Raw genomic sequence first — 14,348 nt, 5'->3', positions numbered from 1 at the left:
TTTTAGTATAATTAATTTTGTTCATTTTTTATTACAATGCTTGATTTACATTTATGTTCATCATTTTTCTTTTCTTTCCACTCTTTTATATCATCTATAATGAATCTATGTTTAAGAGATTTTGTATCAAATTTAAACATTCTAAACACTATTTGTAATACATACCCTAAACCTAAAGCACTTACAAGTGTACCAATTCCTACAGAACCACCTAATAACCAACCAGCAACGAGTGCTAATATTTCAAGAACTGTTCTAACAAGACGTACAGACCTATTAGTTTTTTTCTGAAGAGCAATCATAAGACCATCTCTTGGCCCACTTCCAAGGCAAACTCCTAAATACAAAAAACTAGCTATAGCAGCTAAGATGATTCCTATAACAACCATTAATACTCCTATATAAGTATTACTTGCATGAGGTATCACACCTGAAAATATTACTAAATCAATGAAAATTCCTATAAATGTCATATTTAGCAATGTACCCCATCCTATATTTTCACCAAAAACTGCATCCAATATAACGATTATAACACCTACCAATATGGACGCCTGACCTATAGTTATACCTAATTTTATAGATAAACCTTGATGAAGCACATCCCAAGGCATAAGACCAACATGTGCATTAACCATAAGCACAGAAGAAATTGCAAATATAAAAAAACCTGAAAACAACCTTATCATACTTTTTAAATTAATTTTTCCCATTAAAAATCACTCCTCATAATAATAATAACAATAAATACCAATAAAATATATATATAAGTACAAAGTTTTACAAAATTTTTCATCATTTTAATATAGAATTTCAATCATAAAAAAAGTGGCAATCCATATTTTACACGTCTTCACCTATATTCTAAGCTTTAGTGTAAAAATAGATATACCACTTTTCTAATATTTAAACATTTTTAGTTAATTTAATTAATTTTCACTATAAATTCTAGCTTCTTCTTCTCCATTTAGCACTCTAAGAGTTCCAAAAGCAAGTGATTCTAACTCATTTTCTCCTGCCATAATTTCTACTGGCGCTATAAATTCAACTCTCTTTTTAACCATTGAAGTAAACATTTCAGAATATGCAATTCCACCTGTTATAATTATAGCATCAACTTTTCCATCTACTACAGTTGCTAATTCTCCAATTCCTTTTGCCAATTGATATGCCATTGCCTCATAAATAATTTTGGCTTCTTCATTTCCTTCTGCTATCATCTTTTCAACTTCTCTAGCATCTACAGTATTTAAATATGAAACTATACCACCTTTACCTCTTATCTTTTTAGTCATTTCTCTTTCTGAGCATTGACCTGAATAACAAGCAGCTACTAATTTTGTAGCAGGAACTCTTCCTGATCTTTCTGGTGAAAATGGCCCTTCATCATCAGATAACATATCAACCATTCTTCCTTTTTCATGAAGATAAATACTTACTCCTCCACCAATATGAGCTACTATTAAGTTTAAACTCTTGTAATCTTTACCTCTATCTTTAGCATATTTTAAAGCCATTGCTCTAGTATTTAGTGCATGCCCTGCACTTGATCTATCCATTCCACAAAGCCCAGATACTCTTGCTATATCTATAAGTTCGTCTACTGCAACAGAATCATAGATATATGAATTTATTCCAAGTGGTTCTGATATTGCATGTGCAACAACTGCTCCTAAATTTGAAGCATGCTCAAGTACTGGTCTATGTTTAAGTACATCAATCATTTCTTCATTTACTAAATATGCCCCTGATTTTACTGGTGGTAAAACTCCACCTCTTCCAACTATTGCACTAAGAGATTTTAAATCTATATTGTTTTCTTCAAGAATACTTAAAACTGCCTCTTTACGCATTTCAAATTGGTCTTGAATTGTATTATATTTTGCAATCTCCTCTGCTGGATGGTCTATCGTCTTCACAAAAATTTGTTCTTCTCCATCATATACTCCTATTTTTGTAGAAGTAGAACCTGGATTTATGGCTAATATTCTATAAGTCATACTTTTCTTCCTTTCGCATTAATTTCTATAGTTTATCTTATATATATTATAAACTATTTGCCAACCATTTCCATACCTTCATGGAAAGCTTTTATATTTAACTCGACAAATTTTGGTTTAACATTTTCACTTATAATTTTTTCCCAGTCAATAGACTCTAGTTCCATAGATTTAACTAGACATCCTAATAAAATAACATTCATTATCTTTGCATTTCCTAATTCTTCAGCTTTATCTGCTGCATTTATCACTTTTGCATTTAATCTATTTAATTCTGCATCTATATCATTTTCTTGATATTCAGCTCCTCCGATTAAAACAGTCATAGAGTCTATTCTATGATTATTTACTAAAGCTTTTCCTTCTGGCTTTAGATAATTAAACCATCTTAAAGCCTCCATCTTTTCAAAAGATACTAAAATGTCTGCTCCTCCAATTTCTATAACTGGAGAATGAACACAATCTCCATATCTAACTTGTGAAGAAACTGAACCTCCTCTTTGGCTCATACCATGTATCTCACTCATTTTTACATCATATCCAGCTTCCATCAATCCCATAGTTAATAATTTACTAGCAAGTATAGTTCCTTGACCTCCTACACCTACCAAAAGTATACTCTTAGTCATATTATTTTTCCTCCTTAACTATTGCTTGTTTTGGACAAACTTGTGAACATACTCCACATCCTACACACTGATTTCTATCTATATTTGATAATTTATTTTCTTTATCAAATGATAGTGCTGGACATCCAGTTTTTAAGCATAATTTACATCCTATACACTTATCATGGTCAACCTTACACTTAGTTTTAAATGGATTATTAAACTCTTCTATATCTTCTTTAGAGAATTTTTTAAGTACACATGGCCATCTTGTGATTATTACAGATGGTTCATCTTCTATAGCCAAAGCCCAATCTAATGCTTCATTTACTTCTTTTAGATTATTAGGGTCTATAACTCTTACATGTTCTATTCCACAAGCTTTGACTAATCCTTCTATGTCAACATCTTTAGTTTTATCACCTTGTAAAGTATATCCTGAACCTGGATTTTCTTGATGTCCTGTCATTCCAGTTATTCTATTGTCTAATATTACTGATATAGAATTACCTCTATTGTAAACTACATCTAAAAGACCATTTATTCCTGTATGGAAGAAAGTTGAATCTCCAAGTACACCTACTAATCTCTTTTCATTTCCTTCTTTCATGTTAAGAACTTTTTGAGCACCATGTGCAGTTCCAAAGGCAGAACCCATACAAACAACATAATCTATTCCATTATATGGAGGAGCAAATCCAAGAGTATAACATCCTATATCTCCACCAACTATTAAATTTTTTCTCTTTCCAAGTTCATAGAAGAATCCTCTATGTGGACATCCTGCACAGAAACTTGGTGGTCTTGGTGTTACTAATTCAGTTTTATATTCTATAGTGTCATTTGTTTTTCCAAATATAGCTTTTCTTAAAACATCTGGTGTCATTTCTCCATATGGAGGTATTACATCTTTTCCAATACAATCTATTCCATACGCTTTTATTTGTTCTTCTATAAATGGGTCGTTTTCTTCTATTACATATATTTTATCTACTTTGTCTGCAAATTCTTTTATTTTTTCATAAGGTAATGGATTTGTAAATCCTAACTTCATATATGATGCATTTTTTTCAAATACTTCTTTAGCAAAATTACAACACATACCTGAAGCTATAACACCTATTTTTGTATCATTTATTTCATAGTAGTTTAATTCAGTTTCATTTGAGAATTTTTTAAGAGTTTCCATTCTCTCTTCAACAACGCCTCTTCTTATTTGAGCATTTGCTGGAACAGTAACCATTTTTTTAGCATTTTTCACATACTCTTTAATTTCAACTTCTTCTCTATCATAACACTCTACTAAACCTTTTGAGTGACAGAGTCTTGTTGTAACTCTATATAAAACTGGTGTATCATATTTTTCACTTACTTCAAAAGCTTCTTTTATCATATCTTTAGCTTCTTGGCTAGTTGATGGTTCAAATAAAGGTATCTTTGCAAACTTTGCATACATTCTATTGTCTTGTTCATTTTGAGATGAATGCATTCCCGGTTCATCTGCAGTAATAAGTACCATACCACCATTTACGCCTGTATATGCATAAGTAAATATTGGATCCGCTGCAACATTTACACCAACATGTTTCATAGAAGCCATAGTTCTTGCTCCTGCAATTGAACCCCCTATAGCAGCCTCAAGTGCTACCTTTTCGTTTGGAGCCCATTCTGCAACTATTGCATCTTTATATGTTGCTAAATTTTCTAGTATTTCTGTACTTGGAGTACCTGGATATGCAGATGCATATTTAACACCAGCCTCATAGGCTCCACGTGCAATTGCCTCATTACCTGTCATCAATTGTTTCATATAAAATTCCCTCCATCTACAATTATTAAATTCATAGTCCACCCAATTTGTTCAATGAAATTAATTATTTATTTTTACTTCTAAACTTTCAAGTGCTTCTTTTATAATACTTGGTGCTTTCTTACATTTTTCTTCTGAAACTGCACAAACTGCAAATCTTAATCCCATCTTCAATGGAATTGCAAATACATTGTGTTTAGTTAATTCTTCACATACTTCTCTTGGATTATCACATGGTATACTTACAAAGAAACCTGCTATATATGGAAGAATTTCTAATCCTACTCTTTCAGCTTCTTTTACAAATACATCTGCTCTTCTAGTCAGCATTTTTTTGTATACTTCTTTTTCCTCCTCATATTCTTTGAATTTTTTAGGGTCATTTACAATATTAGATAGAACTGCCATAGCACTTCTATTGCAATTTGACCAGTTTGCTCTACATGAATGAACACATGAATAATGGAACTCTTCTGCTACATCTTCACTTGAAGATATACAAATTATAGCTCCCATTCTCATTCCATAAGCTGTAAATCCTTTTGACATACTAAAACCAACTAATATAAGAACGTTTTCAGGCAAGTTGGAAAATTTCTTAAAGAATTTTCTACATACATCATCATCACCTGCAAAGTCAATATATGCTGAATCTACGAAAAATATTATCTTTTTGTCTTTATCTTGTGCAACTTCTTTTGATAAGTCTAATATTTTATCCCACTCATCATCTGCAACACTATATCCTGTTGGATTGTGAGCTGGTGTATTTATAATTGTAAAAACTCTTCCTTGTTTTTCTGCTATATTCACAAAATTTTCTTTGAATGAATCAAAATTAAATTTTCTATTTTCATCAAACAATTGGTAGTTTACTACTTTTCTATTAGCTTCTTCAGCTATACTAACATATGGACTCCAAAACCAATCAGATGTTAAAACTTCGTCACCTTCATTTGTATAATTCCATACAGCTAGTTTTATTGCACCACTTCCTCCTGGTGAAGCTAATACTCTTATATGTCCTTCTGGTAAGTAATCTCTAAAAAATACTTTTTTAACTGCTTCTAAGTAGTCTGGCTGACCTTCAAGGGCTGCATATGCACCTATATCACAGTTATCTAATGCTTTATATTCATCATATACAGTTTTCATTGTTATTAATTTTCCTGAGTCATCCATTAGAGCGCCTATTGTTGCATTTATTACATTATCCATACCTAAAGCTTTTTCTGCTGCTTGAGCTCTTCCAGATAAGCTAAATATAACATCATTTTCTTTTGGCCACATTGCATGCTTACCAACCATACTTTGACTCATACCATCACCCCTAAAATTGTATTTACTCTCACATTTATATTAAGCAATTAGCATGCCAACAAATTTAACTTTATGTAAAACTACTTTTGTTTAGAATTCTGATTTTTTTCACTACTAAAATTAAGTGTTTAAGTTATTTTTCTTACAAATCTATGTGCTTGTCTGAAAAAATAAAATTCTACAAAAAAATAATGTTAATTTTTCTTAACATTCGTTTTGAAAAATTAACATCACTTCAAAATAATTTATATGTAATTATGTCAAATATTTTTATTATACTTTTTCCATAGAGATGTTCTACTTATTCCAAGAACTTGTGCAACTTCATTTTTGGAAAGCCCCTGAGCAAAAAGCATGCTTATTATTTTTTCTTCAACATACTTATTTACTTCTTTTATATCTATACTTACCTTACCATCATTTATCTTACTTATATCTATGACTTTATCTGTAGTTTCCATACTTGCTGTTGTTTCAACATTAAATTCTTCTACATTAGAACTAGGTACTACTTCTTTAGCCTTAAAGTTTTGCTCTTTTCTTAATTTAATTTTCCCTGTCACAACATACTTTTGAGCTATTGTTTTTAGCTCTCTAACATTTCCAGGCCAACTATAATTATATAGCGCATTTATCTCATCCTTAGTTAGAGCAAAATTTTCATCTATACTGTTTATTCCATGTAAACCATCATCCTTTAAAACTTCATTTACAAAATTATTAAACAATGGTATTATATCTTCTCTTCTATCTCTTAAAGGAGGGATATTTATCTCTAAACTACTTAATCTATAAAATAAGTCAGCTCTAAATGTACCCATAACTATTTTTTCTGTTAAAGATTCATTGGTAGCTGCTATGATTCTAATATCCAAAGGTATTATGTAGTCAGAGCCAATTCTCATTATTTGTCGCTCCTCTATTACTCTTAATAGTTTTGTCTGAATATTAAATGAGACACTGTTTATTTCATCAAGAAAAAGAGTTCCTCCATGAGCAAGTTCAAATAACCCTCTTTTTCCACCTTTCCTAGCACCTGTAAATGCACCTTCTTCATATCCAAAAAGCTCACTTTCAAGTAAATTTTCTGCTATAGTAGCACAGTTTATAGCCACAAAAGGCCTGTCTTTTCTTTTGCTTATATTATGTATACTATGGGCTATAATTTCTTTACCAGACCCACTTTCTCCATAAAGTAGTGTTGTGTAATCACTTTTCCCAATTTTTTTAGCTTCTTCAATAAATTCCTTTGTTAATTTATCTTTAAATAAAAAATCATCAAAAGTATATCTAGCATATAGACCTTTTTGATTTAAATCAAACCTTATTTTTCTTTCTAAATTTTGTAGCTTAGTTATATCTTGTATTATTCCTAAAACTCCATAAGTGCTATCATCTACTTTTATTAATGTTGTTCTAGTATTAACAATCAAGTTGTTTATATTTCTTATCTTCCTATCTTCTACATCATCTTTCTCATGTAGACAATCTAATAGCCATCCCATTTTTGGAAATATATCTAGAATATATTTATTAAGCGCGCATTTTCTTTCTACTTTAAGCATGTTTTTTGCACTTTCATTGTACAAAATTATACTTCCATTACTATCTATAGCAATTACTCCATCTTTTATACCATCTAATATATTTCTTAATACTTCATTATTAAATTTTTCCTCGCCTAATGTATCTAATAATTTCTTACAATACTCAACAGCTTCTCTTATAGATTCGTCACTGGCAGTTGCAAATACACTATCAATACCATATTGTCTCGCAAAAGAACACGCTAGACCTCCACCAACTATTACAACTTCATCTTTTTGGTCTATATACTTTACAACCTTACTTCTTATTTCGTATTTAGATTCAAACCATTCTTCAGTTATTTCAGTACTTATGACATTTCTCCAACCAACATAATCAAAAGAAACTTCATTATCTCCAAGTATTAATACTACTTTTTTAGAATATCGCTTTGCCATTTCTATTGCTCTTAGAAGGTCGGTTGATTTCATATTCATGGGTATTACAGGTACACTTACTGTGTCTATTACTAAACTATAACCTCCTCCTCTACCGATTATAGCTTGAGCACCTTTCTCAACAAGTATACGTCCTTGATTTTCCATTAAATCAAGATTAAGTATGTCGATTATTATAGTTCCATTTTCTACATCTTCTCTATATAATTCTTCTATTCTTTCTTTTAATTCAATATCAGAGGCTATAATTCCTATCTTCTTTTGCAATAAAATCACCTCAATTTTAAATTATAGTATATACTGATTTCTACCTGCTTTTTTTGATTTATATAGGTTTTTGTCTGCATCTTCAATTAATATCTCGACATCTTTTCTACTACGACATCTTTTTATACTTACTCCAGCACTTATAGTCACATAGTTTTCTACTTTAGAGTATATATGTTCAATTCCTTCAAATTCAAGAAGTTTAAAAATTCTTTTAATATATATTTCTATCTTATCAATCTCTTCAACATTTATTGATTTTATAGAATCTACTAGTATTAAGATTTCCTCTCCTCCATATCTAATTATGTGTTCAGTAATATCTATAAATACATTTTTTATAATGTCAGTTACTTTAATTATAACTTTATCTCCTGCTGGATGACCATAGTTATCATTATAGCTTTTAAAATAATCTATATCAATCAATATTGCCATCATATTTTTATCTCTATCTTCATTGAATAAATTCAATTGTTGTTCTAAGTATCTTCTATTATATAGTCGAGTTAGTCCATCAGTTAGAATATCATTTTCCAATTTCTTATTATTATCTACAAGTAATCTTAAACTTTCTTGTTTTTGTCTTAATTCATATTGTTTATGAATACCTTGTGATGTTTTATAAGAATTGTTTTTTTCCCACTTATCTGAATACCAATCCATACTTTTATAATATTCAATCGCTAGTTTGAACTCTTTTTTCAATTCATATCCTTTTGCTATTAGGCCATAAAATATCGACAGTTTTTTAGGATTTAATGAACTTTTTTTAACTAAGTTTAAACCTTTCAAATAATATCTTATTCCTTCATCTACATTGTTAAATTTTATATATAAATCTCCATATAACTTATAAATATAATCTAATTTAGAATTATATATAAAAACATCTCCAAAACTTTTATATATGTTTTTTGATAAAATCAAATATGCATTTACTCTTTCAAAATTACAAGTATCTTTCTTTAACTCTATTTCGGCTGAATATAAAAATATGAATGAGTACAAATAATCTTTATATACGCCTTCAACAACATCCATCAGTTCTATAGTTTTTTCTAAAACAACTTCTGCTTCTTTATTCATATCTTCTTTTAAATATGCCCATATAAGGTCTATTTTTATTGCTACTCTTTCAGTTAAACATACTGAATTATTATTATGTGCAACATCTAGTGCATTTTTTATATACTTTATGGCTTCTCTGTTATTCCCACTTTCTAAATAACAGAGGCTTATTATACATTTGCAAAAAGCTTCTATAGAATATAGATTATTTTCCTGGGCTAATCTTAGACATTCAATCAAATACTCCATACTTTTTATAAAGTTGTTAAATAAGTATAGATATACCCTACCAAATATATAATTTGCTCTACTTACAAGAACTTTATTTTTTAATTTTTTAAAAAAAGATACTTCCTCTACTAAGAGTACTACTTCAGATTTAGTTTTATATAGTGCACTTATTTCTACACATAAACTCATATTAAACAAAACCAATAATTCATTCAAACGTTGTTGTTTTATAATTTTTTTGGCTAAAAAATAAAAATGATTTGCTTTATCGTATTTTTTTATAGAAATAGCAGATAGAGTAAGATAAATATAAATCTTAGATATTATATCTGCATCATCTTTTAGTGATAATTGTTTAATATCTTTTAGTGAAACTATCAAATAATTATACGATGCTTCTCTATCTTTTTTTACATAGTTTATTAGACTAATTAAATATAAAATATAGACTCTATCTTTAGCATCTATTTTTGTATTTAAAAGGTCTTTGTGATAATCCAAGATGTAGTTTAAATCGGTCAAATTCAGATAGAACTTAGTCAACATATCATATTCTATCTTTTTTATATTTCTCTTTAAATCTTCTATTAAACTCCCTTTCAAGTAAATCACCAATCCTATTTCAAGAGTTAAAAATTCTTAAAATCATAATAATGCAAACATCTATTTCTTCCAGTTTGTTTTGCTTTGTATAAGGCTTTATCCGCATTTTCAATTATTTCACTTATATCTATACTACTATTTTTACAAGTATCAATACCAATACTAATCGTCAAATCATCATTTAAGAATTTTTTTACAACCTTACATAACTTTTTTCCAAATACTTTGCTTTTTCTATAATCTTTGCATATAGACAATATTAAAAATTCCTCTCCTCCATACCTTATAACAGACATGTCCTCTTTTAAATATTTTTTTATTATCATAGTTATATTTTTAAGAGCAATATCTCCATTATAATGACCATGAGTGTCATTGTATTCCTTAAAATAATCTACATCTATCATAAATGCAGAACTGTACTCACTAATCTCTTGTTTTTCTAAGAAATTATTTAAATATGCTCTATTATAAGCATTTGTCAAAGGGTCGATGTATTTTTTCTTATCTAAATCGAGTTTTATTTTTTTCATATTATTTATTTCTTTTTCGATATGTTCATGTCTATAATTTAAGGAGTCTATATAATTTCTATTCCTAGCTTTCATATACATCTGTTTTAACTCATAGTACATTTTAAAGTATCTCATACTCATTTCATAATCTTGTATCTTCTCAAAACACATGTGTATAGTTTTATATGCTTCTTTCACATAATTATAATTTTTAGCTTCTTTAGCCTTTTCAAGAAGTTTTTTACTTGTAATCAAGGACTTTTCATAATCTTCAAATATATAATATATATTAATCTGATGATAAATCACTTCTAAATCATATATTATATACTCTTCTACATTATTTATGTTATTTAATAAACTTTTAGCCCGATTTAAATAACAAGTTGATTTCTCAAATGATTTTTCATTACTTTCTGCATAGTACATAGCTAGATTTATACATAAGTCTAATTTTTCTACTTCTTTTAAATCTTGATTCTTAAATTTTTCCAAATATACTTCAGATTTTGCTAAATTATTTATAGCACCTGAATAGTCTTTAGTTTTTATTAATAATTTAGTTATGTTATTTGATGCTCTATACTTTTGAATTATATTTACGTTTGTATATTTCTTATTCTTTATTACTTCATTAAAGTATCCTCTTGCTCCTTCATAATTTTCAAAGGAACATTCACATTCCCCTAGCTTTATATCGCATAGTGAGCATACTTCTATATCTTTTGATAACTCTGCATATTTTCTTGCTTTTAAGAAATTCATTTTAGCAATTAATGCATCATCTAAAAACAAAAAATATATCTTACCAATTATAAAAAAATATATTTTTTTACAATTAAAATCATTAGTTTCTTTTACTTTTATATATAAGTCTTCTATTTCCTTAATTATTATAGAAGAATCAATACATTTACTTGCTTTAATATAAATCAATTGAGATTCAAAGATAATTTCTTCCACTAAAAAATTGCTCCCCTTACAAATAAGATTAAATTTATCTATATATAGATCTGCTCTATTTACATCTTCATTCTTTAAACTTAAAATGGCTATTTGTGAATAAAATCGTGCTAAAAACACATAATCTTTAGGTAAGTATTGTTCAATATATTTACAGGAAATCAAAATATACTTTTTCATTTTTTCACTAAATCCTTGAATACCATACAGTAAAGCTAGCAAAAAATTTAATTTTAATAACATTAAACTACTTTGTTCAGTTTTGTAGGAATTAATTGAATTGTTAATTTCATCAATTCTTTTTTCAAAAAAGTTATCATTATTTAATAGTTTTTCATTCAAGGTCAGCTTAAACATTGAATCTAAAATTATACTATCTATATCTTCCAAATATTTATTATATATTGTAACCCACCTCCGACTTTCATTATCTCACAAATTTAGTAATTTTCCATACTATTTTTAAAAAAAGTCGGTGTCTTAATTTAGAAATTTCTCCTAAATTAAGACATAAATTACACTAAACTATACAATTTTCTATTTGAATTATATAATCTTGACAATTTTCGCAAATTATCACACTTACAATGTAACTATTATCAACTTTATTTGCTCTTGATAATTTATTAAAAGACATCCCTTTATAATCACTAGATATATTACTTATTACATATTTTCCATCCTTACTAAAAATATAAAAATGATATTCTAAAAACGGAAAGAATTTTTTCTTTTCTTTTACACCCTCCAAGCATAATGGGCATGCTTCTTGATAGTATTCTATATCAAAATCAACATCTTCTGATTCATTAAGTATCTCAATTATTTTTGGAATGCTTATTCCTTGAATTGGACTTTCCTCATCATTTATTAAAGCACTGCAATTATCTTCTTTTAATAAATATTCCTTGTCTTCATATATAAACTTGTACAAACTCATATTATATCCTCCTAATAATTATTAATCTCCCAAGTTATTCTACCACTTAAACATTCTTAATAAAAGTAATTGTTATATAATTTTATAATATTTCTTATTAAGTAAGTTATATACATATATTGTATACATATAATTTACTTAATTATCTTAAAACCCAACTTTACGTTTTGAACATCCAGTTTTTCAAAACCTATTGTCAAAATTCACTTTACCTATTAATATAAGTATATGAATACAGAGATTGAATATAGATGTAACACACTTAACTATTTTATAAGATACGATTTAGTATCAAATTTTATATATTGTATAGGGGGAGATACAGATGTATAAAGATAAAAGTGATGAATGTATACACTTAATGACTGCATATATTGATAGCATAAGTGGATATTATTCATTTATAGACACACAATTAGATGACTTTATGGTGAGGTATGGTGAAAACATTGTTGATTCAAATTTACATAGCATAATGATGTTGCTTTGTAAATGGGGATTAGCCTAACATTTCGAGCAACTTTTTTGTATATTGTATTCTATATTATTTATTCATTGATAAAAAAGAAATTGACATAAATTTAAAGGCTATATATAGATTAAAAAAATCTATATATGGCCTTTTTGAATTTTAATAAATATCCTATATATATACTATATCAACAAAAACAATTTAAGTTTATTTATCTAATATGCTATAATTTACTTACCTACAATAATAAAAATATCTAATATGTATTACTCAGTTTAACTAATCACAATATCATCTCTTCATTTACAATTAAGATATTTTCAATATAGTAATACTCAATTTTAATATAATGAAAAGGAGAATTTGATATGAACTATAATGAATTATTAGAATCTGCTAGAGATAACTTTAATGGAAAGTGTAAAGTCTGTAAGATTTGTAATGGATTAGCTTGTGCTGGAAATGTTCCTGGCATGGGAGGAAAAGGAAGTGGCTCTTCTTTTATAGAAAATAGAAGAAGCTTGGAAAGAGTAAAAATAAATATGAGAGTAATACATAATGTTTCAAATCCAGATACTACTATCGAGTTATTTGGTAAAAAAATGAGTGCTCCTATATTTGCTGCCCCTGTGTCAGGTACTATGTTAAATATGGGTGGTAAGATTTCTGAAAAAGAATACATAGAACCTGTTGTTAGAGGTTGCTCTAACTCTGGAATCTATGCCATGGTTGGCGATACCAATGTAGATACTTTTTTATTGGATAATTTAGACGTTTTAAAAGATAATGATGGAGATGGAATTGTATTTATAAAGCCTTGGAAAAATTCAAAAATAATAGAAAAAATTAGATTATCTGAAGAGGCTGGTGCTTTTGCGGTTGGTGTAGACCTTGATGCTTGTGGATTAATTAATAATCAGCTTCAAGAAAATCCTTTTTCACCTAAGACAGTTGAAGAGATTAGAGAATTGGTTGAAGCGACTAGATTGCCTTTTATAATAAAAGGGATTATGACTGTGGAGGATGCTTTGATGGCTGTAGAATCTGGAGCTAGTGCTATTGTTGTTTCAAATCATGGTGGACGAGTTCTTGATTATACTCCTGGTACTTGTGAGGTGCTTCCAGATATAGCTAAGGCTGTAAAAGGAAAGATAACTATACTTGCTGATGGTGGTGTTAGAACTGGTGTTGATGTGGTTAAGATGTTAGGTTTGGGTGCTGATGCTGTTTTGATGGGAAGACCTTTTGTTACTGCTTCTTTTGGTGGAGGTCTTGATGGTGTTGAGTTTTTTATAGATAAGGTTAGGAATGAGTTATGTGAGACTATGATTTTGACTGGTTGTCAAGAGGTTAAGGATATTGATGGTATGGTTATATGGAAGTGATATTTCAATAAATAAAATTCCAACTAGCTATTAGTGGTAATAATTTTGTTAGTATCTACAATGCTAGAAAATATAGTAAAATTTTTTATATTTATCTTATGTATTCATATACTTCTATAGAGTTTATTTTTCATTTAATAAGAAACTTCCTAATTAATATAATTTAATTCTATATTAA

General features: G+C 28.2%; 11 protein-coding genes. 2 read left to right on the top strand and 9 right to left on the bottom strand.

From position 1 onward, the window contains the following. Positions 1 to 11: 11 nt before the first annotated feature. From IC214_RS12050 to IC214_RS12010, 9 genes are all read right to left on the bottom strand, one after another. Entirely contained in the window at positions 12 to 713 is a 702-nt protein-coding gene (locus IC214_RS12050) for a YczE/YyaS/YitT family protein (RefSeq protein ID WP_227835358.1), read from the bottom strand. 216 nt (positions 714 to 929) lie between these two features. Then, positions 930 to 2,000 carry a butyrate kinase gene (gene buk / locus IC214_RS12045; RefSeq protein ID WP_227432657.1) on the bottom strand — a complete coding sequence of 357 codons (1,071 nt, stop codon included), beginning with the start codon at positions 1,998 to 2,000 and terminating at the stop codon, positions 930 to 932. A 53-nt stretch (positions 2,001 to 2,053) separates the two neighbouring features. Beyond that, on the bottom strand, positions 2,054 to 2,629 hold the full coding sequence (locus IC214_RS12040) for an indolepyruvate oxidoreductase subunit beta (protein WP_227432656.1): 576 nt from the start codon (positions 2,627 to 2,629) through the stop codon (positions 2,054 to 2,056). 1 nt (position 2,630) lies between these two features. Further along, positions 2,631 to 4,418 (bottom strand): indolepyruvate ferredoxin oxidoreductase subunit alpha, encoded by a 1,788-nt coding sequence (iorA, locus tag IC214_RS12035; RefSeq protein WP_227482819.1) that lies wholly within the window; start codon positions 4,416 to 4,418, stop codon positions 2,631 to 2,633. A gap of 60 nt (positions 4,419 to 4,478) precedes the next feature. Continuing rightward, positions 4,479 to 5,738 carry a pyridoxal phosphate-dependent aminotransferase gene (locus tag IC214_RS12030; RefSeq protein ID WP_227482820.1) on the bottom strand — a complete coding sequence of 420 codons (1,260 nt, stop codon included), beginning with the start codon at positions 5,736 to 5,738 and terminating at the stop codon, positions 4,479 to 4,481. 260 nt (positions 5,739 to 5,998) lie between these two features. Further along, positions 5,999 to 7,990, bottom strand: a complete 1,992-nt coding sequence (locus IC214_RS12025) for a sigma 54-interacting transcriptional regulator (protein WP_255613170.1) — start codon at positions 7,988 to 7,990, stop codon at positions 5,999 to 6,001. A gap of 21 nt (positions 7,991 to 8,011) precedes the next feature. Further along, a complete protein-coding gene (locus IC214_RS12020) occupies positions 8,012 to 9,838 on the bottom strand; it encodes a diguanylate cyclase (RefSeq protein ID WP_413926664.1) in 1,827 nt (608 codons plus the stop codon). Between the two features lie 83 nt (positions 9,839 to 9,921). Then, positions 9,922 to 11,763 (bottom strand): GGDEF domain-containing protein, encoded by a 1,842-nt coding sequence (locus IC214_RS12015; RefSeq protein ID WP_227860517.1) that lies wholly within the window; start codon positions 11,761 to 11,763, stop codon positions 9,922 to 9,924. 130 nt (positions 11,764 to 11,893) lie between these two features. Beyond that, positions 11,894 to 12,313, bottom strand: coding sequence for a DUF3785 domain-containing protein (locus IC214_RS12010; RefSeq protein WP_227835353.1), 420 nt, complete (start codon positions 12,311 to 12,313; stop codon positions 11,894 to 11,896). Between the two features lie 325 nt (positions 12,314 to 12,638). On the opposite strand from IC214_RS12010, the gene IC214_RS12005 reads away from it, so the two are divergent. Both IC214_RS12005 and IC214_RS12000 read left to right on the top strand, forming a co-directional pair. Continuing rightward, the gene (locus IC214_RS12005; protein WP_021385205.1) at positions 12,639 to 12,821 is read left to right on the top strand and encodes a hypothetical protein; all 183 of its coding nucleotides are present in this window, start codon (positions 12,639 to 12,641) and stop codon (positions 12,819 to 12,821) included. 332 nt (positions 12,822 to 13,153) lie between these two features. Next, a complete protein-coding gene (locus IC214_RS12000) occupies positions 13,154 to 14,170 on the top strand; it encodes an alpha-hydroxy-acid oxidizing protein (RefSeq protein ID WP_227866689.1) in 1,017 nt (338 codons plus the stop codon). The last annotated feature ends 178 nt before the right edge of the window (positions 14,171 to 14,348 follow it).

Origin of the sequence: Clostridioides sp. ES-S-0190-01, from assembly GCF_020658275.1 — a bacterium.
Taxonomy (GTDB): domain Bacteria; phylum Bacillota; class Clostridia; order Peptostreptococcales; family Peptostreptococcaceae; genus Clostridioides.
This window is presented reverse-complemented; position numbering and strand designations above follow the sequence as displayed.